Raw genomic sequence first — 24,813 nt, forward strand, 5'->3', positions numbered from 1 at the left:
AGCCGGCCGAACAGTCCGCGACCCGCCGAACGCAAAAAACCGGGGATGGACAACGTTTTACTTCGCCCTCGCGCTTGGGAGGGATATGAGCGAACGCGAGGTGCTCGAGTTGCTCCGTGAGAACGCGCGGTACTCGGCCGACGACATCGCCCGAATGACCGATCTCGACGAGCGCGAGGTCCAGGAGACCATCCAGGAGCTCGAGGCGGCGGGCGTAGTTCGTGGCTACCAGGCCGTCGTCGACTGGGACGAACTCGAGGACGAACGCGTCCGAGCGGAGGTCGAACTCAACGTCCACCTCGACCGCGAGACCGGCTACGGGGAGATCGCCGAGCGCCTTGCACGATTCCCAGAGGTAACCGCCCTGCGGCTGGTCAGCGGGGACTACGACTTCGACATGGAGGTCGAGGGCGACTCGATCCGGGAGGTCTCGCAGTTCGTCAGCGAGAAGGTCGCTCCCGTCCCCGAGATCACGCAGACGGTCACCCACTACGTGATGACCTCTTACAAGGAGAACGGAATCGAGTTCGGCGACGGCGAGGAGGACGACCGGCTCTCGTTCTCGCCATGACGTTCGAACTCTCCGAGCGGGTCCAGGAGGTGCCACCCTCGGGTATCCGGCGGTTCTTCGAGATCGCCGAGGAACGCGACGACGTCATCTCGCTGGGCGTCGGCGAGCCCGACTTCTCGACGCCGTGGGCCGCCCGCGACGCCGCGATCGCCTCCCTCGAGCGGGGGCGGACTTCCTACACCGCAAACCGCGGGACGAGGGAGCTCCGCGAAGCCATCGGCGAGTACGTCGGCGATCGGTTCGACCTCGAGTACGACCCGGCCGAGGAGATCCTCGTCACCGCGGGCGCGAGCGAGGCCGTCGATCTGGCGTTCCGCGCGTTCGTCGATCCCGGCGACACCGTCGCCGTCGCCCAGCCCTCCTACATCTCCTACGAGCCCGGCGTGATCTTCGCCGGCGGCGAGGTGCTGTCGGTGCCGACGAAAGAGGAGGACGATTTCCGGCTCACCGTCGATGCCCTCGAGGCGGCCGGCGCCGACGAGGCCGACGTCCTCGTGCTCTGTTACCCGAACAACCCGACGGGGGCGATCATGCGCGAGGAGGATCTCGAACCGATCGCCGAATTCGTCCGCGAGCACGACATGACGGTCCTGTCCGACGAGATCTACGCCGAGTTGACCTACGGCGGCGACGGCGAGGACGGCGTCGACCACACGTCGATCGCGACCCTACCCGGGATGCGCGAGCGAACGATCGTCTTCAACGGGTTCTCGAAGGCCCACGCCATGACCGGGCTCCGGCTGGGCTACGCGCTCGGCCCGAGCGAGGCGATCGGCGCGATGAACAAGATCCACCAGTACACGATGCTGTCGGCGCCGACGACGGCCCAGCACGCCGCGCTCGAGGCCCTCGAGTCCTGCGAGAGCGACGTCCGCGACATGGTCGACCAGTACGACCGACGACGACGGTTCGTGCTCTCGCGCTTTCGCGAGATCGGAATGGACGTCTTCGAGGCCAAGGGCGCGTTCTACTGCTTCCCCGAGGTGCCCGAGGGCTGGACCGCCGAGGAGTTCGCCGAGGGAGTCCTCCGCGAGGAGGGCGTCGCCGTCGTCCCCGGCGACGTCTTCGGGCCCGGCGGGGAGGGCCACCTGCGGATCTCGTACGCGACGGGCCTCGAGGATCTCCGGAAGGCGCTGGCCCGCATCGAGGCGTTCGTCGAGAACAACGTCTAAGCTCCAGAACCTTCTTTTCCGCCGCCGACGCGGTCGTTCGTATGGCTGACTACCGCCCGATCCCGGACGACCGGGAGATCTTCCACGAGTACCGCAGCTACGCCTTCAGACCCGAGGAGGGCGTTCCCGCGTACGATCCCGACGAGCACGAGACGGTTCGGGACGCACGGGGCGACCGTCGTGGCATCTTCGCCGAGGGCGACGACCGACCGCGAACCGTCTGCCGTCACTACTGGCTCGAGGCCCGCGTCCGTGGCGACACCTATCCGGTGGCTGGGCTGGCGTCGGTCGCAACACCTCCCGAGTTCCGCCGCGAGGGCAACGTCCGCGAGCTGCTGGCGGGCTCGCTCGAGGAGTACCGCGACCGGGGCGATCGCCTCTCGATCCTCTGGCCGTTCCAGTACCGCTTCTACCGCAAGTACGGCTGGGACACCGCCAACCGGATCGTCACCCACGCCGCGTCGCCAGACGTTTTCGCGTTCGCCAGAGGCGCCGACGAGGGCTCGTTTCGCTCCCTCGGGGCCGACGAGTACGATGTCCTCGAGCCCGTCTACAACGCCGCGAGCGAGGGCCTGGCGCTCGAGCGCGACGAACGGTGGTGGCGCCATCGGATCTTCGGAGGCCACGACACCGACCCGTTCGTCTACGTCTACGAGCGCGACGGCGAGCCCGCGGGCTATCTCGTCTACCGGATCGAACGGGAGGAGGGCACCCGAACGATGGGCGTCTCGGAGCTGGCGGCGGTCGACCGCGAGGCGCTGCTCGCGCTGTTTGCGTTCTGTGCCGACCACGACTCCCAGGTCGACCGCGTGGAGTTGCGGGTTTCCGAGACCGTTCCCGTCCGGGAACTTGCGCGTGATCCAGACGAGATCGATACCTCCCTCGAGAACGGACCGATGGTCCGGCTCGTCGACGTCGCCGAGGGGCTTCCCGCGCTGACGGCGGGCGAGGCCGACGCCGCACTCGAGATCGAGGTCGAGGACCCGCTCGTCGACTGGAACGACGATCGGTTCGTCCTCGAGACGACCGACGGAACCGCAACCTGCGAGCGAGCCGGCGACGGCACGGACGGCGGCCCCGACGCGGCCCTCGACGTCGGCGCCCTCTCGCAGCTCGCGGTCGGCGCGCGGTCGGCGAGCGCGCTCGCGTCCACGGGGCGGCTCGAGGCCGACGCCGAGACCGCGACGGTGCTTTCGGGACTCTATCCCGAGGACGACGTCTACCTCGGCCACCACTTTTGAGAACGGTCGCGGAACGACTCGCGAACTGTACCGGCCGATGCGGTAGCGGTGCGAAACTCGGTCTCCCGTGGAGTGGTGCACTTTCCAGTCGCTGCGCCCGCTGGTCAGTAACGGGACGAGGAGTTAATGTGTTCGCAACGTCCTACTGTGATGGAGTGACTGACCTGATTACCGAATACGCCGACTATGACGTGTTCGCCCGCGAGCTGCATTCGGAGACCCTCACCGACCGTGACGTCTCTCTCGAAGAAGCCCGGGAGCGCGGTTTCCTCAACGAACAGGAGACCCGACAATTGTGGCAATTGTTGGGCCTCCTCGAGGAGAATACTCTTCTCGTTCAGCTTCCGGAGTGGTTAACCGACGAGAAGATCGGTTTCACGGATGGAGCCACACCGACACTGTTCGTCGGGCGGATCTCCCGGGAAACGGAGGACGCGATCCTCTTCAAGGAGTCAGCAGCGGCCCGGCCGCTACTGCAACTCGCACACAGGATTCACTCGCTCGAAAACGGGCTCGAAACTACCGAGGCCGACACCGACCGCCAGGAGTGGTTGGAGGACCGCCTTCGCGACACCCGACAAACGTTCGAAAACCGGGACGATGCCCCCCGCCTCGCCGACGAGTGGCTCCCAAAAAGCCAACTCGTAACGGCTGTTCAGCGGCGTGGGTGAACCAACTACGGAAGTGACCCTCGAGAGGACGACCTCTCGGTACTGCCTCGGTCTTCAACGGGAACTGTCTGCCGAATACGCGCTCTTCAGCCTCGACAAGCACGTGGAGTGAGGTGCTCCCTCGCGAGATCGGATAGCAAAGTCGGCACGCACCCGCTACAGGTTCGCTTCCCGTCTTCAGCCCGGCACGGCTCGAAAGCGGGATCTAGACGACGTTCCGCTCGAGTCGTTCGCGCTCGGTCCCGAACCGATCGCTCGAGAGCGCCCCGATGTCGACCAGCGAGGCCTCGCCGTCGGCGATCAGTTCGGCGACGATCCGCCCCGTCGCGGGGGCGTGCTGGAAGCCGTGGCCCGAAAAGCCCGCGGCCGTGATCAGGCCGGGGACCGTCTCCTCGAGGACGGCGTTGTCGTCGGGAGTGACGGCGTACAGCCCCGCCCACCCCCGTTTGATCCGGGACTCCGGCCCGAAGTACGTCGCCCACTCGGAGGCGGTCTCGAGGACGTCGGCGGCCCAGTCGAAGTCGATCCCGCGGTCGTAGCCGTCGGGGTCCCGGTCGGGATCCGGACCGTCGAGGTGGCCCCCGACCAGCGCCTCGCCGTCGCGCTCGGGTCGAAAGTAGGTGCCCGTCTCAAGGTCGACCGTCAGCGGGTCGGTCTCGGGAACGGACGTCTCGGGGTCGACAACCATCATCTGGCGGCGCTTGGGCGCGATCGGCAAGTCAACGCTGGCCATCGCGGCGACCCGACGCGCCCACGGCCCCGCGGCGTTGACGACGTACTCGGCCTCGAGGCGGCCGTCGGGCGTCTCGACGCCGGTGACGCGGCCGCCCGATTCGGTTCCGTCGTCCTCGCGCAGAACGTCGGTGACGGGCGTTCCCGTCCTAATGTCGACCCCGGCGTCGGCGGCAGCTCGGGCGTAGCCCTGCAGCGCGAGATGTGGATCCGCGAAGCCGTCGGTCGGTGAGTACGTCGCGGCGACGAACCTCTCGGGATCGATTCCCGGACAGCGCTCGCGGGCAGCCTCGGGCTCGAGCAGCTCGCTGGGAACGCCGCGTTCGTTCTGCATCTCGACGGCCGTCTCGAGGGCCGCGGCGGTTTCGGCCGTTCGCGCGAGAAACAGGTAGCCGTTCGTCCGGTAGTCGACGTCGGTCCCGAACCGCTCCTCGAACTCGCTCCAGACGGCCATGCTCGCGACCGAGAGCTCGACGTTCGTCGGCGTCGAGAACTGCGCCCGGATCCCGCCCGCGGCCCGCTCCGTGCTGCCGCTCCCGATCGAACCTTTCTCGCAGACGACGACCTCGAGCCCGCGCTCGGCGAGCTCGAGCGCGCTCGCGAGCCCCACGATCCCGCCACCGACGACGACGGTGTGCATACGGGGTACGTTGGCACGGGACGGGATAAGCGTTCGTCGTCCGTCTCAGAACCTGGTCGGCGAGAGCCGACGGCGGTACTCGGGGTCGACGTCGCCCTCGAGGAGCCCGTGGACGACGTCGGCGACCGCGGGCGCAAGCGTAATCCCCTGGCCGCTCAGCCCGACCGCGACGAGGTAGCCCCCGACCTCGGTCTCGCCGACCAGCGGGCGGCCGTCGGGCGTGACGGTCCGGTAGCCGACCCAGTCGTCGACGACCGTCGCGTCCTCGAGGCCGGGGAGGAACGCCTCGAGCTCCCGCGCGGAGTCGCGAAACGACGCGGAGAGCGAGCGGTCCGCGAGGTCGTAGCGCTGGCCCTCGACGTAGTCGGTCCGGTAGGCGCCGAGCCAAGCGCCCATTTCGGTGGGCCGGACGTACCGCTTGGACTCGAAGATAGCGGTGGGTCCCTCGAGGGGCTCGCTCGTCTCGACCGCGAGCATCGGACCGCGGGTGTGACACAGCGGGAGCTCGATCCCGACCGCTTCGTTCAGCTGCGGCGCCCACGGACCGGTCGCGTTGATCACCCGATCGGCCGCGATCCGACCCTCGCTCGTCTCGACGGCCGCGACGGCGCCGTCGCGGGTCTCGACATCGGAGACCGAGATTCCGGTCCGGACGTCGACGCCTGCCGAGCGCGCACTCTCGGCGAACAGGGTCGCCACGGCGGCGGGATCGCAGACCCGATCCTCGGGCGTGTAAAGCCCGCCTTCAAGGCCGTCAGGCTCGATCCCCAGTCCGACGAGTTCGTCGGACTCGAGAAACGAAGCGTCGACTCCGGCCTCGCGAAGCGCCCTCGAGGAGTCGGTGAGACGCTCGGCGAACGCCGCAGTTTCGGCGACGTAGACGATGCCGATCCGATCGGCCTCGAGGCCGTCCTCGCGGAGCTCCCGGTAGCGCTCGTGGGCCCGCTCCCGAAACCGCAGGTCGAAGGGGTCGGGATCGACGACGGTCCGCATCAGCAGTCCGGCGGAAGCGGCCGTCGTCGCCTCGCCGATTTCGGATCGCTCGAGGACGGTGACCTCGCGGTCGGTCGGGCCGAGGCGGGCGGCGATCGCGGTGCCGACGATCCCGCCGCCGACGATGACGGTGTGCATACGCTCCCTTCGGGGGCCGGGAATACAGTCGTTTCCCGCCGCGCTCGCGCCACTGAAGTGGGGGGCCGACGATAGTCGGCATATGGTACGCGTACTCTCCAATTCGGACGTGGCGTCGGTGCTCGAGCTCGAGGAGCTGCTTCCGGTTCTCGCCGGGGCCTTCGAGAAACAGTACGCGGAGGAAGTCGAGCGGCCGGAGCGGCCCCACTACCCGATCGGGACGGGGCTCGATCCCGACGCGCCGACGGAGCCCACCGGCACGGGGCTGTGCATGCCCGCGTACATCCACGGCGAGCCCTACGCCGCCACGAAGCTGGCGACGGTCTGTCCGGACAACCGCGACCGCGGACTGCCGACGGTCACGGCCCAGCTCGCACTCACCGACGCCGAGACCGGGCAGCCCCTGTCGTACATGGCCGCGAACCGGATCACCAGCGCCCGGACGGGCTGTATCGGCGGGCTCGCCGCCCGGGAGCTGGCGCCGTCGGGACCGATCGAACTGGGCGTGATCGGCGCGGGGACGCAGGCCCGCTGGCAGACGCGAGCGATCGCGGCCGCGATTGGCTCCCGGCTCGAGTCGATCCGGGTGTACTCGCCGAGCGACTCGAAGGTCGCCTGCGCCGAGGAGCTCGAGGCCGAACTCGGCGTTTCGGCGAGCGCGGTTGGGACGGCCCGCGAGGCCGTCTCGGCGGCGTCGGTCGTCGTGACGGCGACGACGAGCACCGAACCGGTGTTCCCGGGGGAGGCGCTTTCGGCGGGGACGCTGGTCGTCGCGGTCGGGGCCTACACGCCCGAGATGCGAGAGCTGGACGCGACGACGGTCGACCGTGCGGCGACGATCGTGGCCGACGTCCCCGAGGAGGCCGCCGAGACGGGCGATCTGCGCGAGCACGGCGATCGAGAACTGGTGCCCCTCGGCGGGGTCCTCGCGGGGGAGTTCGGTCGGGAGTCAGCCGACGACGTCGTCGTGGCCGCCAGCGTCGGCTCCGCGGTGCTCGACGCCGCGACGGCGGGGTTCGTCTACGATCGGTCGCTCGAGGCCGACCTCGGGACCGAGAACCCGCTGTAGGCCCGACGTGGCAGGTGCGGCCGCGGAACTCAAATCCCCCCGTCCCGAACGGTTTTTTGTATCGATGATCGGAATCCGAACCCGTTCGACTCGAGGTGACGGCCGAAGACGAGACGAGCGGGGGGAACGGCCGTGACGGTTCGCTCGGTCCCGTTCGCCGATCGGATCGCCGACGGCGTCTTCGCGCTCGACGCGTCGTTCCGATTCACGTATCTCAACGACGAGGCGGCGGCGCTGTTTGACGCCTCGAGCGAGGAGCTGCTGGGCCGTTCCGTTCGGGAGGGAGTTCCCGCGACCCTCGAGAGTCAGTTCCCCGAGGCGTTCTACCGGACGATCGACGACGAGCTTCCGACGACGTTCGAGTTCTATCACCACGAGCGCGAGGCGCGGTTCGAGCTGCGAGCGTACCCTTCCGAGGAGGGGCTCTCCGCGTTCGTGCTCGAACTCGACGACCGACGGCGAAGCGTCGACCACCACGCCGCAGTCCTCGAGGCGATCGACGACGGCGTCGTGACGATCGACGGCAGCCGGCGGATCGTCGCCGTCAACGAGGCGATGACCGAGTTCCTGGACGCCGACCGCGGCTCGCTCGTCGGTGAACGCGTCGAGACGCTGGCCGAGCTCGCCGGGGTCAGCGAGGACGACTGCGAGGCGATCCGCCGAGGGATCAGCGACGTCGAGTCGGGGCTGGCCCGACAGCGCCGGTTCGAGCTCCCGATCACCGACTGCGACGGGAGCGAACGAATCGGCGAACTGCAGATCGTCCCGGTTCGGGACGGAACTGCGACCGCCGCGGCGGTCGTCAGGGACGTCACCGATCGCCGCGAGTACGAACGGGTCGTCGAATCCCTCCACGAGGTGACCCGGTGGCTCCTCGAGGCCGACGACCCCGAGGAGATCTGCGCCGTCGCCGTCCGCGCCGGCAGCGACCTGCTCGACCTGCCGATCAGCGGCGTCTGGCTGCTCGAGGAGGAGCAAGGCTACCTCGAGCCGGTCGCCGGGACCGCCGAGGCGTACGACGAGTTCGGCGGGTTCCCCCGGTTTCGGCCGGGCGAGGGGATCGTCTGGGACGTGTTCGAGGACGGCGGGATCGAGCGCTTCGACGACCTCCGAACCGTCGACGATCTGTACAACCCCGACACGCCGCTGCGCTCGGAGATCATCGCGCCGATCGGCACCCACGGCGTCCTCATGACGGGATCGTTCGAGCCGAGGGCGTTCGACGAGACCGACGTCGAGCTGCTCTCGACGCTGGTCGAAAACACCCGGGCTGCACTCGACCGAACCGACAGGGAACGGGTCCTCCGCGAGCGAACCGAGCGGATCGAACGGCAGACCGAACGTCTCGAGGAGATCGCCCGGACCCTCTCGGGGGATCTGCAGTACCAGCTCGAGCAGGTGGCCTCGATCCTCGACGCTGACGACGGGCGGGAGCTCCCGCTGGCCGAATCCGAGATCGAGGCCTCCCTCGAGCGAACCGATCGGCTCGTCGACGACGTTCGCGAACTCGCCCGCGAGGCCTCCGCCGTCGGCGCGCGCTCCCGGATCGATCTGGGGACCGCGATCGAGTCGGCGGTCGCGTCCTCGCGGCTCGAAGCCGACGCGGTCGTCCTCGAGGAGTCGGCGACGCTCCGGGCCGACCGCGAGCGGTTCGGCCACCTCCTCGAGTCGGCGTTCGACGAGATCGCGACGCGAGCCGACGGCGCGGACGTGACCGTCGAGATCGGACTGCTCGAGTCCGAATCGCGCGGACTCGTCGTTCGCGACGACGCGGCCGATCCCGAAGACCGGGTCGGCGACGCCCGCGGGCTCGAGCTGGCGGTCCTCGAGGCGATCGCCCGCGCTCACGGCTGGCGACCCGCGATCGATCGCGACGAGCGAGGCCGAAGACGGATCGAACTCGCTGGGATCGCGACCCTCGAGTGTAGCGAGGAGGGCGGTCAGTCGGGGGCCGACGAGACGTCCCGATAGAGCCGCCGATTGCGGTCGCGCTCGAGGAGCTGCGAGCGCGTCTCGTTGACCCTGGTGCGAAGAACCGCGATCCGATCCTCGAGCTCGGCGTACTCCTGGCTCGACTGGAGTTCGGCCTCGCTGAGCCGTCCGTCGAGCGCCGCCTTCTTCGAGACGAGTTCGAAGTACGCGCCGAGCTGCTCGTCGTAGGTGCGTCGCAACAGCAGGTTCTCGACGCTGCGCCGGAGATCGCCCCGCGAGACCGGTTTGAGGAGGTAGTCGTCGAACGCCGCGTCGTCGGAGTCGACGGCGGGTTCGGCCCCCGTGACGGCCACGACTTTGCTGTCGAGTGCTTCGGCGCCGATCGCATCGCGCAGTTCGCCGCTCGGCCCGTCCGGCAGTCGGCGACGGTCGACGACGACGACATCGAACCCCCCGTCGACGACCGCGTCGACCGCCGACTCGTCGCGGACTGTTTCGACGTAGTAAGAATCCTCGAGCCAGGAGGCGTACAGCTCGGCGAGGTCGGGCTCGGCCTCGACGATCAGCACGGAGGGGGTGTCGGTATCCATCTGATGAACGCACCTGAAGCTATCAGTTTGTCGTAGCTTTCGGCCCGATCGTATATCAAGATACCGGGCCCGTCCGCCGAGCGGTACGCGGATGCAGCGCGCTCCTTCACGGCTTCAGTCGCGGGAGGTGGTCAGTGGAGTTCGCGCTCGATCGTCGCCCGCCAGTCGGCGACCGCGGCCGCGCCGACTTCGAACAGTTCGTCGTCGGCGTCCCGAACGGAGAGTCTCCCGTCGGTCGTCGCGGTGCCGAGTTTGCGGACCGGGGCGACGCCGTCGAACGCCTCGCGGACGGCGTCCGGATCGTCGGTCTGGATCAGCGCGCGACCCGGCTGCTCGTGGAACAGCGCGCCGGTCGGATCGTCGCCGGGGACGGTGACCTCGAGGCCCGCCGTCTCCGTGATCATCTCCGCGAGCGAAACGACGAGTCCGCCGTGGCTGACGTCGTGAACCGCGAGCGTCGAGTCGGCGTTCGCGACGTCGGCGAGCGTCTCGACGAGGGCCGCCGGCTCCTCGGGCAGGGCGGGGAATCGGTCGCTGCCGTCGAACCGTGCGAGGTACTCCGAACCGCCGAGGCGGAACTCGTCGCCCTCGAGGCCCCGGTCGCCGACGAGCAGGAGATCGCCCTCGGACTCGACGGACAGCGGCGGGGCGTCGTACCCCGCCTTCGTGCCGACGAGCGCCAGCGTCGGCGTCGGCGGGATCGGCCCCGCGACGGAGTCGTTGTACAGCGAGACGTTTCCGCCGACCACGGGGGTCGACAGCTCGGCGCACATCTCGGCGAGACCGTCGACGATCCCCGTAAAGCCGCCGTAGACGTCGGGCTTCTCGGGGTTGCCGCCGTTGAGACAGTTGACCGCCGCGAGCGGGGTCGCACCCTTGGCCGCGACGTTCGTCGCGTTCTCGAGGGCGATCGCTCGAGCGCCCTCGTAGGGCGCGGTGCTCGTCCAGTTCGGAGCGGCGCCCGAGGAGATCGCGAGTCCCGTTTCGGTCTCGCGGTTACCACCGCTCGACTCGTCCGCGGAGCCACGCTCCGCGCTTGCCTCCCTGATCGCGATGATCGCCGCGTCGTCGCCCGGTCCGACGGCCGTCCGGACGCCGACCTCGTGGTCGTACTGACGATAGACCCACCGCTTGGAGGCCGTGTTCGGGCTCGAGACGACGGTCTCGAGGGCGTCCTCGAGGGCGACGTCGGGCAGGTCAGTCTCGGGCTGGGTGGGCTCCTCGGCGGGCAGGTCGTTCATCGGCGCGCCTTCGCCGAGGAACTCGGCGCCGACGTCGACGACCGTGTCCCCGTTAAAGGTACAGGTGTAGTTCCCGTCGGTGACCTCGCCGATGACCGAACAGCCCAGATCGAACCGTTTCGCGATCTCGCGGACCCGGTCGACGTTCTCCGGCGTGACCTCGTAACACATCCGCTCCTGGGACTCCGCGAGCAGGATCTCTAAGGCGTTCATGTTCGGCTCGCGCTGGTGAACCCGCTCGAGGTCGATCTCGGCGCCGAGGCCGCCCTTGGCGACGAGTTCGCTCGAGGCGCCGCCCAGTCCGGCTGCGCCGAGGTCTCGTGCCGATTCGACCAGGTTCTCCTCGACGAGGACCTCGTTGGCCTCGATCAGCAGCTTCTCCGCGTAGGGGTCGCCGACCTGGACGGCGGGTCGGTCCTCCGTCTCGGCGTCCTCCGCCAAGTCCTCGCTGGCGAAGCTCGCGCCGCCCAGGCCGTCACGTCCGGTTGCGTTACCCACGAGAACCAGCTTGTTACCCGGCTCCTGGGCGACGGCTGTGACGAGGCGGTCCTCGTCGGTCAGTCCGACGCAGGCGACGTTTACCAGCGGATTCCCCTCGTAGTCGGGGTGGAAGTCGACGCTACCCGCGACGGTTGGGACGCCGATGCAGTTGCCGTAGTGGCTGATTCCCTCGACGACGCCCTCGAGCAGGTACTTCGAGTGCTCGCGGTCGAAGCTCCCGAAGTACAGCGAGTCCGCGAGCGCGATCGGGTACGCGCCCATCGAGAGCGTGTCCCGGACGATCCCGCCGACGCCCGTCGCGGCGCCGTCGAACGGGTCGACGTAGGAGGGGTGGTTGTGGCTCTCGATCCCCAGCGTGACGTAGGTGTCACTGTTCTCGCCCGTCTCGGGGTCCGGCAGCGCGACGACCGCCGCGTCGTCGCCCGGCCCGACGACGACCCGCTCGCCCTCGCTGTCGAACGCCGACAGCAGGGGTCTCGAGGAGCGGTACGCGCAGTGCTCGCTCCAGAGGTTCTCGAACAGCGCCGCCTCGGCCGGCGTCGGCTCCCGTCCGAGCTCCTCGACGACGAGTTCGCGGTCCGAATCGGCAAGGCTCATTCATCTAGGTGGTGAAAGTCGGGCAGTATATGGGTTTCTATATGCACGTTCGTGGTCACCGAGTGGGTCGAAGGGGCTCTCCCTTGCCGCTTCGCGACGAACGTCGCAAGAGCGGTTTTGTTTTCGGTTTCGTTTACGCCTTCGTTTGCGTTTTTATCAGTGAGGCGGACCGACGGTCCAGGACGCCCACTCGTACCCCTCTTTGGATCGGCAAAGCCGATCCCGCTCGAGGTGAGTCCTGGATTCGTGGCCGATCGGTGCCCGTCGTGCGTCGCTTCGGCCGACGGACTCGAGCCGCCGATCGGGGTGTTTTTGACCGACCGGCGGAAAGACCTACTCGTGCTGTCGGTCGAACTTCACGCCCACTCGTCACTGTCCTACGACGGCCGGGACTCCGTCGAGCTCATCCTCGAGCAAGCGGAGGCCGTCGGCCTCGACGCGATCGCCATCACGGATCACGACGAGATCGACGCGAGCCTCGAAGCCGCAGAACGTGCTCCCGAGTACGGACTCGTCGGCGTTCCGGCGATCGAGATCTCGAGTGCGGCCGGACACGTCCTCGGGCTGGGCATCGAGGAGGCCGTGCCGCCGGGGCTGTCCTACGAGACGACCCTCGAGCGAATTCGCGAGCAGGGCGGGCTGGCGGTGATCCCACACCCGTTCCAGCAGTCGCGCCACGGCGTGACCGCCCGTATCGCGTCCGCGGAGCTCACGAAGGCGGACGCGATCGAGGTGTACAACTCGCGGCTGCTGACCGGGCGAGCCAACCGCCAGGCCAGGCGGTTCGCCCGGGACCACGGGATGCCGATGACCGCGGGAAGCGACGCCCACATCAGCGAGATGGTCGGCCAGGCGGTCACCCGCGTCGACGCCGACGAGCGCTCGGCCGCGGCGATCCTCGAGGCGATCCGCGAGGGCAAGACGTCGGTCGAGGGGAAACGCACGCCGTGGCACATCAGCTTCCGCCAGTTCGGCGGGGGCGTCACGCGACGCATCAGAAACGCCGCCCTCGGGCTCCTCAGATGACCCTTCGCGGGACCGATCCCGACACCGTTCGCGAGGCCCTCGAGACCGGAGAGTCGCTGCCGGGGACGTTCGGCTTCGCGGGCGAGGTCGACGGCCGACTCGTCCGGGACGTCCTCGGACGGTTTCCGCTGTTCGTCGAGCGAGGCGCCGACCGCGCGGCCGACGCGTGGGCCTTCGAACCCGACGTCCTCGAGGACCCCGCGCTCTTCCCCGCGGGCTCGGTCGCGGCTCCCGGCGAGGCGCCCTCGGGCGTCTGGTCGCTTCCCGAGCCGACGCCCGACGAGCCCGAGACGGCCCTCGAGGACCTCGACCGCGCGCTTCGGACGGCGATCGACCGCGTCCGCGAGCGTGACCTCGAGATCGGGGTCGCCTTCTCCGGCGGCGTCGACTCCGCGTTAGTCGCCGAACTCCTCGACGCTCCGATCTACGTCGTCGGCTTCCCGGACAGCCACGACGTCGAGGCCGCCCGCACGGCGGCCGACGCGATGGGCCGCGAGCTCACCGTCGTCGAGCTCGAGCCCGCCGACCTCGAGCGAGCCGTTCCCGAGGTCGCGCGGGCGATCGGACGGACGAACGCGATGGACGTTCAGATCGCGCTCCCGCTGTACCTGGTCGGCGAGCGCGTCGCCGCGGACGGCTTCGACGCGCTCGCGGTCGGCCAGGGCGCCGACGAGCTGTTCGGCGGCTACGAGAAGGTCGTCCGCCTCGACCACAGAGTCGAAGCCGAGACCACCCGGGGGGCGGTCCGCGAGGGAATCTACAGCCTTCCCGAGCAGCTTCCCCGAGACGTCCGCGCCGTCGAGGCGGCCGGCCTCGAGCCCGTCGCCCCCCTGCTGTACGACGGCGTCGTCGACGCCGCGCTCCGCTTACCCGACGAACTGCTCGCCGACGAGGCGGTCAGAAAGCGCGGCTTCCGACGGGTGGCGGGCGAGTACCTGCCCGAGGCGGTGGCGATGCGAGACAAGAAGGCCGTCCAGTACGGCAGCCTCGTCGCCCGCGAACTCGATCGGCTGGCCCGCCAGGCGGGGTACAAACGGCGGATGGACGACCACGTGACGAAGTACGTCGAGTCGCTGCTCGAGGCCTGAGAACGTACGAAGCGCAGGCGGCAGTCGTGATACCGCGACCCTCGGAACCCTTATCCGGGAACTGACCCTACAGTTGTTTGTAATGGCGAAAGGTAACGTTGACTTCTTCAACGACACAGGCGGCTACGGTTTCATTTCCACGGACGACGCGGACGAGGACGTTTTCTTCCACATGGAAGACGTCGGCGGCCCGGACCTCGAGGAAGGCGAAGAGATCGAATTCGACATCGACCAGGCCCCCAAGGGCCCCCGCGCGACGAACGTCGTCCGCAACTAAGCTCGCTTCTCTCCGTTGTGAAACGGTGAACGGCGATTCGTTTTTTGAGAACTCACAGACGACAGCCAGCGCTGTCGGCAGCGACGACCGTTCGGCCGACAAAACTGTCCTCTCGAGGAGCGTCGCGACCGAATCCCAAGTAGCGTCCGTCAGGACGGCAGCGGGCAGAGACTCGCGGTGAAGATTACCGTCTCGTCGGTCTCGTTCTCCGCGCCGTGTTCGACGCCGCGTTCGTTGAGCACCACGCCCGGCGCCTCGATCTCCTCGCGCTCGTCGTCCCGCAGCACCGTCACCGTCCCCTCGAGGACGTGAAAGACGTTCGTGCTGTCGCCGTGCTCGTGGGGCTCGAGGGTGGCGCCCGGCCCGAGGGCGAACGCCTTGACGAGGACGTCGTCCTCGACGACCAGTTCCGTGCTCTCGACCTCGCCGTCCGCTGGCTCGAGGTCGGCGACCGCGTCGGTGTAGCTATCGAGTGTCATCGGGTTCGGATTCGGTCCCCGCGGCCAAAAGTGTCGGTCATGACTCGGCACGGAACGGGTCAAGACTGGTGGCAAGAGCCCGCGCGTCGCGATCCTCACCCTGCAGTCGTTCTTCGGCGGCGAGTTCACCGACGCCGGGCGGTTCGCGCTTCCGGCGACTGCGATCGACGAGCCTGACGCCGGCGACGAGCAGTAACCCGGAGAAATCGTTCCGACAGTCCGTCTAGTCCTCGAGTTCGGTCGGCAGGGCGTCGTCGGGCGTATCGGAGGTGTTCTCCGAGACGGTCCGTCGGTTGGACTCGCTGACGCGGTCGGCGACGTTGGCGACCAGCTCCTCGAGGGTCTCCTGGACCTCGCTGTCGTCGTCCTTGACGAGGGTTCCCTTGCTGCCGTCCGCGCCGAAGTCGGGGTGGATCGGGATCTGGCCGATCAGCGGGACGTCGTACTTGTCGACGATCTGCTGGGCGCCGTCGGTGCCAAAGAGGCTGTACTCCTTGCCGGTGTCCGGGGCGATGAACGTGCTCATGTTCTCGACGACGCCGAGGACGGGCGTGTCGTGTTTGTTGAACATCTGGATCCCCTTTCGGGTGTCGTCCAGGGCCATCTCCTGGGGCGTGGTGACGACGACGGCTCCCGTGACGGGCATCGACTGCAACAGGTTCAGCGTGGCGTCGCCGGTGCCCGGCGGGAGGTCGACGATGAGGTAGTCGAGCCGGCCCCACTCGACGCCGTCCAAGAACTTCATCATGAACTTGTTGACCATCGGTCCCCGGAGGATCGCCGGGTCGTCCTCCTCTTCCATCATGAAGCCCATGCTGATCACGCGGACGCCGTCCGAACGCGGCGGGACGATGTCCTCGTTGGGCGTGACGCCGGGGTCGCTCTCGACGGGCAGGATGCGGGGGATGTTCGGCCCGTGGATGTCCGCGTCTAAGATGCCGACCATCGCGCCGCGCTTCTCGAGGCCCGCCGCGAGGTTGGCCGCGACGGTCGTCTTGCCGACGCCGCCTTTCCCCGAGGAGACCGCGATGACGTTACGAACCCGCGGCAGGACCTCGTCGTCGAACCCGTGCTCGGCGCCGGCGTGGGCGCGCAGGTCGGGCTCGAGGCCGGCCTCCTGGACGACCTCGCGGATCCGGTTGCCGATCTCCATCTCGGCGGGAGCGTAGGGCGTGTTGAACGCGAGCGAGATCCGGGCGGTCTCGTCGTCGATCGTGACGTCGTTGACCAGGCCGAGCGTGACGATGTCCTCGTCGATGTCCGGGTCCTCGATGCCCTCGAGTTCGATCTTGAGTTCGTATTCTGTGATGCTCATACTGGGTGGAGGCGTGTTCGACGATCGGTAGGGTGTGCAACGGGATACGTGTGATGGTTCGGCGGGCGAAACGGTGGCTGAGGACGACCAGCGGGGGCGAACGCGGGGCTCGGTCGGTATCGCCGCAAAGAAAGGAACGTCGGTTCGGTCGGCTCGATCGACCGGGTTACGGACCCGGCGACGCGAGCGGTTCCGGCAGTCCGCCGTAGAACACGACCCCGATGATCATGGTCAGGATGAACATCCCGATCCACATCTGGGCCGTGATTCCGACGAGGTAGCCGACGCCGAGCAGTCCGGTGCTCGTATCGCGGGGTTCGCCGAGGAACCACGCGGCGACCATCACGTAGACCGGCACGAGGACGACCCCGAAGATCAGGTAGGTCCCGATGTTGGGGAACCCGGTGAGACCCTCGGTGCCGTCGTACCCGTGGTACATGATATGGGAGAGGGCGTTTGCGACAGCCGGTGCCGAGATCATGCTTCAACCTCCGGCTGCTTCGTACTTTCCTCTACCGGTTCGTGCTCGTGTTCGTGACCGTGTCCGTGATCGCCACGAAGGTGTTCGATCGCGTGGAGTTCGACCACGGGGATCACCTTCGCGACCACCAGGAAGAACAACACGACCAGTCCGATCGTGCCGAGCAGCGAGGAGAGTTCGATCGCGCTCGGGAAGTAGTCGCCGGGCGTCGCCTCGTAGATACTGAAGGTCGGGTACCAGAAGCCCGAGAGGACGAAGTAGAGCTTCTCGGCCAGCGTCGCCGTCAGCACGATCACGCTGGCGATCATCGCTCGGAGCTTCGTAAACAGCGCGGGACGGACCGTCGTCGCGAAGATAAAGCCCAGCACGCCGAGGACGCCCAGAATCGGGATGACGTACAGCGGGTGCGTGAACTTCGAGGCGGTCGCCGCGCCGTGGTCGACCGTCGGGTGGAAGCTCCCGGCGGTGAGCTGCTGGAGCTGGAGCCAGAGGAACAGCAGGCAGAAAAAGCCGAGCCACAGCAGGAGGCCGCGGAAGATGTCGTCAGTGATGATGTGGTCCCAGTCGTAGGCGCGTCGGAAGGCCGCCGACAGTAGGATCACGCCGCTGATCGCGGAGGTCAACGCGATGGTGAGGAACTGCGGGCCCTGCACCGCGCCGAACCAGCCGGGGTAGTTCGGCAGCACTGCGAACAGCCACGGGATAACACCGCCGTGAAGCAGGAGCGGGGCCATAATGATGATCGCGAGGGCGACCCACCAGACCATCCGATCGATGATCTGATCCTCCTTCTCGGAGTAGCCGAGGGTCAGCCCGTCGTAGATCGGATCGAAGCGGTCCGGCAGCTGGTCGCGCAGCCGCGTGACGTCGTAGCGGATCGTCAGCGCGAGGTAGGTCGCCGTCAGCACGAAGTAGGCGGTGATGACGGTAACGTCCCACACCAGCGGCGAGTTGTTGACCGTGATGTGGTAGTGACCGAGCACGCTCGTGACCATCCGGTCCGGGCGGCCCATGTGGACCAGGATGTAGAAGCCGGCCGCCGAGAGACCGGCCAGCGTCAGCAGTTCGGCGAGGCGGGCGACGGGCATGTAGCGGTCCATCCCGAGGAGTCTGACCGCCGCGGAGAGGATGATCCCCCCGTGGGCGATCCCGACCCACCAGATGAACGCGCCGATGTACAGTCCCCAGGTGACGCCGCCACCGCTCCCCCAGTCGGAGAGGCCGGTGACGACGAGTCCCTGCTGAAGCTGGTAGGCCCAGCCGACCAGGAACGCGCCGAGCGCCAGCGCGGCGACGGCGAACATGATGAAGTACGTCTTCGAAACGTTCTGGATCGGACGCAGGATGTCCGCCTCGGTCGGCGACTTGGTGCTCATAGGGACACCCCGGCGTCACCGACGGTGCCCTCGTCGAGGACGTCCTTGCGGTTGTCGACGGCTTCGACGGACTCGCCGTCGGCGCGCTCGTAGCTGATGTCCTCGTAGTTGACGCCCGATCCCGTCGGCTCGGTCTGTTCGGCCTGCGGGCCGGGCTCGTTGCCGAGGTAGATGATGTTGGGGTTCGTTCCCTGCTCCTCGAGGAGCTTGAAGTTCGAGGCCGGCGTGCCGGCGAACTGCTCGAGCAGGAACTGCGCGGCTTCCTCGTCCGGCTCGAACCCGTTGTCGTCTTCGTCGTCGTCCTCGTCGTCGTTTTCTTCCTCGTCGTCTTCGCCCTCTTCTTCCTCCGCTTCGTCGTCGGCGTCGGCGTCTTCCTCGTCGACGTCGACACCCTCCTCGTCGCCGTCGGCCGGCTCGTCGAGGTCGGGTTCGTCGGCGAGGTCGAGCTCCGCGAGGACCTCCTGGTTCGCGAGGCCGAGACCGTGGTCTTCGATCGCTGCCAGCGCCTCGGTGACGTCGTTTTCGAGCTCTGCGACGTCGCCGTCGCCGTCGCCCATCTCGTCGCCGCCGGTGAGCTGTACCGCGATCATCAGACCGAGTTCCTCCTCGTCGAGGTCGGCCGCCTCGAGGACCGATTCGAGGTCGTCGTCGGCGCCCTCGAGGTCCTCCTCGAGTTCGTCGGCCGACGGCGGGTTGATCTGTGCGAGGGTCCGACCTCGAGCCGGGTTGGCGGCGTACGCCTGCGGGTCGCTCGTCTCGTCGTGCATGTTGCCGAACTGGATCGCGTCCGGCGGACAGGCCTCCTCGCAGGCGGTCGTCCCGACCATCTCGTCGCCCATCTGGCCGTCCTGACGGGTCGGACACATGGTACACTTGCTCATGACGCCTCGCGGCGCGCGGCTGTCGACCCAGCGCTCGCTGCCGTAGCCGTCGTCGGTCGTCATGTGATCGCCGTCCATGTCCTCGTGGAACTCCGCGATCTCGTCGGTCGAGATGTCGGGCTCGTCCCACTGGAAGTAGTTGACGCCGTAGGGACAGGCGACCTGGCAGTACCGACAGCCGATACAGACGTCGTAGTCGGTCAGCACGAGGCCGTCCGAGTCCCGCGTGTGGCGGGCCGTCGTCGGACAGACCTTCTCACACGGCGCGTCGGTGCAGTGTTGACACGGTCGGACGAGTCGGTTCCGGCTCGTCGAACTCGACGCGCCGGGGTCCTCGAACTCGAGGACGTACATCCAGTTGACACCCTGGTCGAGGTTGTTTTCCGAGGAGCAGGCGGTCACACAGGAGAGACAGCCGTCACAGCGCTCGAGGTCGATGGCCATTCCCCACTGGACGTCGCCCTCGCCGCCCTCGGGCGCGCCGGACTCGTCCTCGTCGTCCTGGGCGGCGGCCGCTTGCTGCTCGCCGTCGTCGACGGTCGCCCAGGCGCCGAGACCGACTGCGGCCGCGCCGGCACCCATCTTCTTCATTACGTCGCGGCGGGGTTCCTCGCCGTCGCCGTCGAAGCGAGAGAGCATCCTGCCGACGGTTCCCTTCGCTTCCTCCTGGGCCTTCTCGTAGGCCTCTTGGGTCGGGCGGTTGTCCTCGCCGAACTCCTCGAGAACGTCCTCGTGGTACTTCTCGTGGAAGTCGGCCTCCGAGAGTTCGCCGCGAGTGACCCGCATGGCGTCCTCTGCCATCGCCATCCCGAGATCGGTGTCGTACTCGGTGTCGTCGAGCATCCCCTCCAGGTCGTTCTCCCACTCCTCGCCGAGCGGGTGGAACGACTCGTCGTCCGCACTCATTCCCCGAGAACACCTCTCGTCGGAACCGTTCGATTACACGTCGGTACGAAGTTGAATACAGCCATATCTGTAGCCTCTATCCCGCACTCGCAACTAGATGGTGTTGAACCATCGAGGCGATTTCCAACTTCTGAGAACGAGTACGAACATGTTCGACAGTATATTACTGACTGGGACCGAAACCCTTTACCACCCGTTCGGTTCGGTATCGAGATTCGCGACGGCGTTCGCTGGACGGATCGAACTCGGGTGCGGATCCGGGGTTGGAAGGCGATCTCGGTCAGTCTCCCGCGAGCGGTCTCTCGATCATCTCGTCGTCGTCGTCGTGGAGCGCCGGGAGGTCCTCGACGAAGTGTTTGACAATTGCCTCCTCCGCCCGATGGAGCGTCTCGCTACAGGTCGATTTGGCGATCCCGAGGTGGCCGGCCAGCTCGGTCAGCGAACAGCGCCGCGGCGTGTCGTAGTACCCCTCGTCGACGGCGGCGGCGACGACCTCGAGCTGGCGCTCGGAGAGGAGCTGGCTCTGGTGGAGTCGCTCCTGGACCCGTTCGATGCGGTACTGAAGCCCGAACTGCTCGAGCTGCTCGGCCAGCTCCGCGAGACGCTCGCGCGAGCCGGTGACCTCGATGGTCGCCTCGCCGCCCCGGATCTCGACGGGGAGTTCGATCGGGATGCCGGACTCCTGCGAGGAGAACAACAGCAGGGGCGCCGTCGTCTCGAAGTGGATCGTCGCCTCCCGTTCGCTCCGCTGGACGACCGTGATCTCGAGGACCTGCGGGTGGGCCTCGATCTCGTCGATCATCTCGGGAACCGCCGATCCCGCGAGGCGAACGAGTGCGAACCCGGATTCGTTGCCGGGAACGGCGGCGAGTACACGGAACGTCGCCTCCGGGTACGCCGTCGACACCTGCTGGATCCAGACCTGTTCGGGCAGCGTGATGGTGAGTGTTGCCTGGGCCATGCGAACCAGTTCGGGTAGAACCTATGGGACACGAAAGCAAGATATCCCCTACGATTCCTATCGCGTGGGAATGGAACGTACGGGCGTTTTCGAGCCACATATCGTGGAGTACGATCGGTTCCGACGGCTGTCGAGCTCAGTCCTCGCTCTCGCCGAGGTGATCACACAGCAGCTCGGTCGTCCGGGCCGGCCGTTCGTGGGGCACCCAGTGGCTCGTCTCCGGCAGGCGCTCGAGACGTCCCCGATCACAGAACCGGACGCTCGCCGGACCGAGCTCCGGTACGAGCGCGTCGTCGGCCTCGCCCCAGATCACCAGCGTCGGCTGCTCGACTCGATCCCGGGACGCCTCGGGCGGATGTCGCGCCATCGCCCGGTACCAGTTCAGCGAGCCCGTCAGCGCGCCCTTGCGGGCCCAGGCTCGCCGGTAGTGGGTCAGCTCCCGCTCGGTGAACGTCCCCTCAGCCGCGGTGTCCCGGAGGGCGCGCTCGAGGAGGCGAAAGTCGTCGTACCGGCAGAGTCGTTCGGGCAGCCACGGGAGCTGAAACGCCATCGCGTACCAGCTCCGGCGGAGCTGCTCGAGGTTCGACCGGAGCTGTCGGCGGTAGGCGGTCGGATGGGGTGCGTTGATGATCCCGAGGCGGTCGACCCGGTCGGGGTAGCGACGCGCGAGGTCCCAGGCGACGACCCCGCCCCAGTCGTGGCCGACGACGTGAGCGCGCTCCCGTCCCTCGCTCGCGATCAGATCGGCGACGTCCCGCGAGAGATCCCGGAGCTGATACGCCCGAGCCTTTCGGGGTTTCTCGCTCAGGTTGTACCCCCGCTGGTCGGGCACCACGACTCGGTAGCCCGCCTCGACCAGCGGCTCGATCTGCTCGCGCCACTCGTACCAGAACTCCGGGAACCCGTGTAACAGGACGACCAGCGGATCGTCCGCCTCGCCGGCGACGACGACGTGTTCTCTGAGTCCGTTGACGACCCGCGAGGTCGATCGCGCGCCGTCGAACGCGAGCAGCGAGGCGTCCGTCTCGAGGGGCGATGGTGTCGTCTGCACGAGCGACGATGCGAGCCGACGGCTGATTTACGTACTGGTCGCGGAAACGGTCACCGAGCGTCGAACTACCCTCGAGCGCCTCGACGCACTCGACGGCCCGTCCCGATCCCACGGAGCACCTTCAGACGGGGGCGCCGCCCTCGGCCTCGAGCAGCTCGTGGTATCGGTTCCGAATCGTCACTTCGGAGATGCTGGCGACCTCGCTGACGTCGTTCTGTGTGACCTTCTCGTTGGTAAGCAGGGCGGCAGCGTAGACGGCGGCGGCCGCGAGCCCGACGGGCGACTTCCCCGAGTGGACGCCCTCCTCCTTGGCCGTCTGGAGGAGCTGTCGGGCTCGCCGTTCGGTCTCGTCGGAGAGCTCGAGCTCGCTGGCGAACCGCGGCACGTAGCTCTCGGGGTCGGCGGGCTGGACCTCGAGCCCGAGTTCGCGGATCACGTAGCGGTAGGTGCGGGCGATCTCGTCCTTCTCGACCCGCGACACCGCAGCGATCTCGTCCAGACTCCGAGGAGTACCGGCCTGGCGAGCCGCGGCGTACAGCGCCGAGGTCGCGACGCCCTCGATCGAGCGCCCTGGCAGAAGGTCCTCCTCGAGGGCGCGACGGTAGATCACGCTCGCAGTTTCGCGGACGTTTTCGGGAAGGCCGAGCGCCGACGCCATGCGGTCGATCTCACCGAGGGCCTGCTTCAAATTACGCTCCTTGGAGTCGCGGGTGCGAAAGCGCTCGTTCCAGGTGCGCAGACGCTGCATCTTCTGGCGCTGGCGGCTCGAGAGCGAGCGGCCGTAGGCGTCCTTGTCCTGCCAGCCGATGTTCGTCGAGAGCCCCTGGTCGTGCATCATGTTCGTCGTCGGGGCGCCGACGCGGCTCTTCTCGTCTTTCTCGCTCGAGTCGAAGGCGCGCCACTCGGGGCCGCGGTCGATCTCGCCCTCGTCGACGACGAGCCCGCAGTCCTGACACACCGTCTCGGCGTGTTCGCTATCGGAGCGCAGTCGGCCGCCGCATTCGGGACACCGCTCGCGTTCGTCCTGTTCGGACGACTCCTCACGCTCGCTCGAGCGTCGCTCGTCGCTCCGGGATCGGATTCGTGAGTCTGTCATCGTGGGAGAATCCGGCCGGTGTGCCGACCGGAGACCGTTCCGTTCCCGTTCCAAGGATTCGACGGAGTTAAGTACTCCGATCGTCTCCGCCGCGCCCGAACGGTAATCCGTGATTACGATGGGTGGGGGACACCGATCGCCGTTCCCGCGGTATCGAAACCCTTACTCTCCGGAGGCCGGTGGGATCTGGTATGACCGACGACGCCGTCAGTGCCGAGGAGGTCCGCCACGTCGCGGAGCTGGCTCGCGTCGACCTGACCGACGAGGAGGTCGACCAGTTCACCCGACAGTTCGCGGACGTCCTCGAGTACTTCGACAGCCTCGACGAGGTGCCCGAGGTCGACCGCGAGGCCGACCTCACGAACGTGATGCGACCCGATGAGGAACGCGACTCCCTCGATCGGGCCGAGGCGCTGCGGAACGCGCCCGAGACCGAGGACGGCTACTTCAAGGGGCCGAACGTCTCATGAGCGAGAACATCTTTATTACCGAGGAGACGATCGAGAGCGACGACGACGGCCCCCTCTCCGGGCAGACCGTCGCCGTCAAGGACAACATCTCCACCGCGGGGGTACGGACGACCTGCGGCTCGCGGATGCTCGAGGAGTACGTCCCGCCGTACGACGCAACGGTCGTCTCCCGCCTGAAGGACGCGGGGGCGACGATCGTCGGCAAGGCCAACATGGACGAGTTCGGGATGGGGTCGACGACCGAAACGTCGCACTTCGGCGCGACCAAGAACCCGGCCGCGCCGGGACGGGTTCCCGGCGGCTCCTCCGGTGGCTCCGCCGCCGCCGTCGCCGCCGGCGAGGCCGACCTCGCGCTGGGCTCCGATACGGGCGGCTCGATCCGCTGTCCCGCCGCCTTCTGCGGCGTCGTCGGAATCAAGCCGACCTACGGACTGGTCTCGCGGTACGGGCTCGTCGCCTACGGCAACAGTCTCGAGCAGATCGGTCCGTTCGCGAACGCCGTCGAGGACGCCGCCGCGCTGCTGGACGTCGTCGCGGGATCGGACGACCGGGACGCGACCACGCGCGAGCCGCAACTCGAGGGCGAGAGCTACGCCGAGGCCGCGACTGGCGACGTCGACGGACTCACGATCGGCGTCCCCACGGAGCTGCTCGAGGGCGCCGACGAGGGCGTCGTCGAGACGTTCTGGGACGCGATTGCCGACCTCGAGTCGCAGGGAGCGGAGTACCGCGAGGTTTCGCTGCCGTCGGTCGAACACGCCGTCGAGGCCTACTACGTGATCGCGATGTCGGAGGCGTCCTCGAACCTCGCCCGGTTCGACGGGGTGCGGTACGGCCACGACGTCGAGAGCGAGGGCAACTGGAACGAGACCTTCGCACAGGCCCGCAAGGAGGGGTTCGGCGACGAGGTCAAACGACGGATCCTGCTCGGCACCTACGCCCTCTCGGCCGGCTACCACGACAAGTACTACAAGAAGGCCCAGGACGCCCGTGCCTGGGTCAAGCAGGACTTCGACGAGGCCCTCGAGGAGGCGGACGTGCTGGCCTCGCCGACGATGCCCGTTCCCCCGTTCGAGCGCGGCGAGAGCCTCGAGGATCCCCTCCAGATGTACCTCGCGGACGCCAACACCGTCCCGGTCAACCTCGCCGACCTGCCGGCGATCTCGGTTCCCGCGGGCGAGACCGACGGCCTCCCCGTCGGGCTCCAACTGGTCGGCCCCGCCTTCGGCGAGGAGCGCCTGATCCGGACCGCAAGCGCGCTCGAGTGAGCGATCGGGATCGGCCCGCAGCTTTTTGCTAACTCGCTGACAACCGGTGA

General features: G+C 68.0%; 23 protein-coding genes. 11 read left to right on the top strand and 12 right to left on the bottom strand.

Features of this window, described 5'->3' with window-relative positions; translation table 11 throughout:
* The first annotated feature begins 85 nt into the window (after nucleotides 1–85).
* The 4 genes from ACFEMD_RS17870 (at nucleotide 86) to ACFEMD_RS17885 (ending at nucleotide 3,655) form a co-directional block, all read left to right on the top strand.
* Entirely contained in the window at nucleotides 86–571 is a 486-nt protein-coding gene (locus ACFEMD_RS17870) for an Lrp/AsnC family transcriptional regulator (RefSeq protein ID WP_394742627.1), read from the top strand.
* Complete coding sequence (locus ACFEMD_RS17875; protein ID WP_394742628.1) at nucleotides 568–1,743, top strand: pyridoxal phosphate-dependent aminotransferase; 1,176 nt, start codon at nucleotides 568–570, stop codon at nucleotides 1,741–1,743. The genes ACFEMD_RS17870 and ACFEMD_RS17875 overlap by 4 nt, the downstream gene beginning before the upstream one ends.
* A gap of 41 nt (nucleotides 1,744–1,784) precedes the next feature.
* Nucleotides 1,785–2,984 carry a GNAT family N-acetyltransferase gene (locus ACFEMD_RS17880; protein WP_394742629.1) on the top strand — a complete coding sequence of 400 codons (1,200 nt, stop codon included), beginning with the start codon at nucleotides 1,785–1,787 and terminating at the stop codon, nucleotides 2,982–2,984.
* A 128-nt stretch (nucleotides 2,985–3,112) separates the two neighbouring features.
* Entirely contained in the window at nucleotides 3,113–3,655 is a 543-nt protein-coding gene (locus ACFEMD_RS17885) for a hypothetical protein (RefSeq protein ID WP_394742631.1), read from the top strand.
* A gap of 205 nt (nucleotides 3,656–3,860) precedes the next feature.
* On the opposite strand, the gene ACFEMD_RS17890 is transcribed toward ACFEMD_RS17885, so the two are convergent.
* Complete coding sequence (locus tag ACFEMD_RS17890; protein WP_394742633.1) at nucleotides 3,861–5,027, bottom strand: NAD(P)/FAD-dependent oxidoreductase; 1,167 nt, start codon at nucleotides 5,025–5,027, stop codon at nucleotides 3,861–3,863.
* Between the two features lie 45 nt (nucleotides 5,028–5,072).
* On the bottom strand, nucleotides 5,073–6,158 hold the full coding sequence (locus tag ACFEMD_RS17895; protein WP_394742634.1) for an NAD(P)/FAD-dependent oxidoreductase: 1,086 nt from the start codon (nucleotides 6,156–6,158) through the stop codon (nucleotides 5,073–5,075).
* Nucleotides 6,159–6,240: 82 nt separating this feature from the next.
* On the opposite strand from ACFEMD_RS17895, the gene ACFEMD_RS17900 reads away from it, so the two are divergent.
* Entirely contained in the window at nucleotides 6,241–7,227 is a 987-nt protein-coding gene (locus tag ACFEMD_RS17900; protein ID WP_394742635.1) for an ornithine cyclodeaminase family protein, read from the top strand.
* 132 nt (nucleotides 7,228–7,359) lie between these two features.
* Nucleotides 7,360–9,198: a PAS domain-containing protein gene (locus ACFEMD_RS17905; RefSeq protein WP_394742636.1), complete on the top strand. Its 1,839-nt coding sequence runs from the start codon at nucleotides 7,360–7,362 to the stop codon at nucleotides 9,196–9,198.
* Here ACFEMD_RS17905 and ACFEMD_RS17910 read toward each other — a convergent pair.
* Both ACFEMD_RS17910 and purL read right to left on the bottom strand, forming a co-directional pair.
* Nucleotides 9,168–9,749: a HalX domain-containing protein gene (locus tag ACFEMD_RS17910; RefSeq protein WP_394742638.1), complete on the bottom strand. Its 582-nt coding sequence runs from the start codon at nucleotides 9,747–9,749 to the stop codon at nucleotides 9,168–9,170. The two genes, ACFEMD_RS17905 and ACFEMD_RS17910, sit on opposite strands and share 31 nt — an antisense overlap.
* 131 nt (nucleotides 9,750–9,880) lie before the next feature.
* Nucleotides 9,881–12,088: a phosphoribosylformylglycinamidine synthase subunit PurL gene (gene purL, locus ACFEMD_RS17915; protein WP_394742639.1), complete on the bottom strand. Its 2,208-nt coding sequence runs from the start codon at nucleotides 12,086–12,088 to the stop codon at nucleotides 9,881–9,883.
* A gap of 339 nt (nucleotides 12,089–12,427) precedes the next feature.
* Between purL and ACFEMD_RS17920 the strand changes: the two genes are divergently transcribed.
* The 3 genes from ACFEMD_RS17920 (at nucleotide 12,428) to ACFEMD_RS17930 (ending at nucleotide 14,479) form a co-directional block, all read left to right on the top strand.
* Nucleotides 12,428–13,114, top strand: a complete 687-nt coding sequence (locus ACFEMD_RS17920) for a PHP domain-containing protein (RefSeq protein ID WP_394742760.1) — start codon at nucleotides 12,428–12,430, stop codon at nucleotides 13,112–13,114.
* Complete coding sequence (locus ACFEMD_RS17925) at nucleotides 13,111–14,202, top strand: asparagine synthase-related protein (protein ID WP_394742641.1); 1,092 nt, start codon at nucleotides 13,111–13,113, stop codon at nucleotides 14,200–14,202. Before ACFEMD_RS17920 ends, ACFEMD_RS17925 begins: the two co-directional genes overlap by 4 nt.
* A gap of 82 nt (nucleotides 14,203–14,284) precedes the next feature.
* Complete coding sequence (locus ACFEMD_RS17930) at nucleotides 14,285–14,479, top strand: cold-shock protein (RefSeq protein ID WP_005555336.1); 195 nt, start codon at nucleotides 14,285–14,287, stop codon at nucleotides 14,477–14,479.
* Between the two features lie 149 nt (nucleotides 14,480–14,628).
* Here ACFEMD_RS17930 and ACFEMD_RS17935 read toward each other — a convergent pair whose 3' ends face one another.
* The 8 genes from ACFEMD_RS17935 to ACFEMD_RS17970 form a co-directional block, all read right to left on the bottom strand.
* The gene (locus tag ACFEMD_RS17935) at nucleotides 14,629–14,958 is read right to left on the bottom strand and encodes a cupin domain-containing protein (protein WP_394742642.1); all 330 of its coding nucleotides are present in this window, start codon (nucleotides 14,956–14,958) and stop codon (nucleotides 14,629–14,631) included.
* A 223-nt stretch (nucleotides 14,959–15,181) separates the two neighbouring features.
* Nucleotides 15,182–16,273 (bottom strand): Mrp/NBP35 family ATP-binding protein, encoded by a 1,092-nt coding sequence (locus ACFEMD_RS17940; protein ID WP_005555333.1) that lies wholly within the window; start codon nucleotides 16,271–16,273, stop codon nucleotides 15,182–15,184.
* A 166-nt stretch (nucleotides 16,274–16,439) separates the two neighbouring features.
* Nucleotides 16,440–16,754 (bottom strand): hypothetical protein, encoded by a 315-nt coding sequence (locus ACFEMD_RS17945; protein ID WP_394742643.1) that lies wholly within the window; start codon nucleotides 16,752–16,754, stop codon nucleotides 16,440–16,442.
* Nucleotides 16,751–18,130, bottom strand: a complete 1,380-nt coding sequence (nrfD, locus tag ACFEMD_RS17950) for an NrfD/PsrC family molybdoenzyme membrane anchor subunit (RefSeq protein ID WP_394742644.1) — start codon at nucleotides 18,128–18,130, stop codon at nucleotides 16,751–16,753. Before nrfD ends, ACFEMD_RS17945 begins: the two co-directional genes overlap by 4 nt.
* Nucleotides 18,127–19,917 (bottom strand): 4Fe-4S ferredoxin N-terminal domain-containing protein, encoded by a 1,791-nt coding sequence (locus ACFEMD_RS17955; protein WP_394742645.1) that lies wholly within the window; start codon nucleotides 19,915–19,917, stop codon nucleotides 18,127–18,129. The genes nrfD and ACFEMD_RS17955 overlap by 4 nt, the downstream gene beginning before the upstream one ends.
* 280 nt (nucleotides 19,918–20,197) lie before the next feature.
* Complete coding sequence (locus ACFEMD_RS17960) at nucleotides 20,198–20,878, bottom strand: helix-turn-helix domain-containing protein (RefSeq protein ID WP_394742646.1); 681 nt, start codon at nucleotides 20,876–20,878, stop codon at nucleotides 20,198–20,200.
* Between the two features lie 136 nt (nucleotides 20,879–21,014).
* Nucleotides 21,015–21,929, bottom strand: coding sequence for an alpha/beta fold hydrolase (locus ACFEMD_RS17965; RefSeq protein ID WP_394742647.1), 915 nt, complete (start codon nucleotides 21,927–21,929; stop codon nucleotides 21,015–21,017).
* A gap of 121 nt (nucleotides 21,930–22,050) precedes the next feature.
* The gene (locus ACFEMD_RS17970) at nucleotides 22,051–23,025 is read right to left on the bottom strand and encodes a transcription initiation factor IIB (protein ID WP_394742648.1); all 975 of its coding nucleotides are present in this window, start codon (nucleotides 23,023–23,025) and stop codon (nucleotides 22,051–22,053) included.
* 191 nt (nucleotides 23,026–23,216) lie between these two features.
* Here ACFEMD_RS17970 and gatC point away from each other — a divergent pair, with 191 nt between their 5' ends.
* A complete protein-coding gene (gatC, locus tag ACFEMD_RS17975; RefSeq protein WP_005555318.1) occupies nucleotides 23,217–23,495 on the top strand; it encodes an Asp-tRNA(Asn)/Glu-tRNA(Gln) amidotransferase subunit GatC in 279 nt (92 codons plus the stop codon).
* Entirely contained in the window at nucleotides 23,492–24,763 is a 1,272-nt protein-coding gene (gene gatA, locus ACFEMD_RS17980; protein ID WP_394742649.1) for an Asp-tRNA(Asn)/Glu-tRNA(Gln) amidotransferase subunit GatA, read from the top strand. Before gatC ends, gatA begins: the two co-directional genes overlap by 4 nt.
* Nucleotides 24,764–24,813: the final 50 nt, after the last annotated feature.

It is taken from the genome of Natronococcus roseus (assembly GCF_043677095.1).
Lineage (GTDB): Archaea > Halobacteriota > Halobacteria > Halobacteriales > Natrialbaceae > Natronococcus > Natronococcus roseus.

Bases quoted from the DNA above. Each gene is read 5' to 3' on its own strand.
- ACFEMD_RS17875 (WP_394742628.1), top strand. From the start codon at position 568: ATGACGTTCGAACTCTCCGAGCGGGTCCAGGAGGTGCCACCCTCGGGT.
- purL (WP_394742639.1), bottom strand. From the start codon at position 12,088: ATGAGCCTTGCCGATTCGGACCGCGAACTCGTCGTCGAGGAGCTCGGA.
- ACFEMD_RS17930 (WP_005555336.1), top strand. From the start codon at position 14,285: ATGGCGAAAGGTAACGTTGACTTCTTCAACGACACAGGCGGCTACGGT.
- ACFEMD_RS17935 (WP_394742642.1), bottom strand. From the start codon at position 14,958: ATGACACTCGATAGCTACACCGACGCGGTCGCCGACCTCGAGCCAGCG.
- ACFEMD_RS17925 (WP_394742641.1), top strand. From the start codon at position 13,111: ATGACCCTTCGCGGGACCGATCCCGACACCGTTCGCGAGGCCCTCGAG.
- ACFEMD_RS17890 (WP_394742633.1), bottom strand. From the start codon at position 5,027: ATGCACACCGTCGTCGTCGGTGGCGGGATCGTGGGGCTCGCGAGCGCG.
- gatA (WP_394742649.1), top strand. From the start codon at position 23,492: ATGAGCGAGAACATCTTTATTACCGAGGAGACGATCGAGAGCGACGAC.
- nrfD (WP_394742644.1), bottom strand. From the start codon at position 18,130: ATGAGCACCAAGTCGCCGACCGAGGCGGACATCCTGCGTCCGATCCAG.
- ACFEMD_RS17960 (WP_394742646.1), bottom strand. From the start codon at position 20,878: ATGGCCCAGGCAACACTCACCATCACGCTGCCCGAACAGGTCTGGATC.
- ACFEMD_RS17955 (WP_394742645.1), bottom strand. From the start codon at position 19,917: ATGAGTGCGGACGACGAGTCGTTCCACCCGCTCGGCGAGGAGTGGGAG.
- ACFEMD_RS17870 (WP_394742627.1), top strand. From the start codon at position 86: ATGAGCGAACGCGAGGTGCTCGAGTTGCTCCGTGAGAACGCGCGGTAC.
- ACFEMD_RS17970 (WP_394742648.1), bottom strand. From the start codon at position 23,025: ATGACAGACTCACGAATCCGATCCCGGAGCGACGAGCGACGCTCGAGC.
- ACFEMD_RS17900 (WP_394742635.1), top strand. From the start codon at position 6,241: ATGGTACGCGTACTCTCCAATTCGGACGTGGCGTCGGTGCTCGAGCTC.
- gatC (WP_005555318.1), top strand. From the start codon at position 23,217: ATGACCGACGACGCCGTCAGTGCCGAGGAGGTCCGCCACGTCGCGGAG.
- ACFEMD_RS17910 (WP_394742638.1), bottom strand. From the start codon at position 9,749: ATGGATACCGACACCCCCTCCGTGCTGATCGTCGAGGCCGAGCCCGAC.
- ACFEMD_RS17895 (WP_394742634.1), bottom strand. From the start codon at position 6,158: ATGCACACCGTCATCGTCGGCGGCGGGATCGTCGGCACCGCGATCGCC.
- ACFEMD_RS17880 (WP_394742629.1), top strand. From the start codon at position 1,785: ATGGCTGACTACCGCCCGATCCCGGACGACCGGGAGATCTTCCACGAG.
- ACFEMD_RS17945 (WP_394742643.1), bottom strand. From the start codon at position 16,754: ATGATCTCGGCACCGGCTGTCGCAAACGCCCTCTCCCATATCATGTAC.
- ACFEMD_RS17940 (WP_005555333.1), bottom strand. From the start codon at position 16,273: ATGAGCATCACAGAATACGAACTCAAGATCGAACTCGAGGGCATCGAG.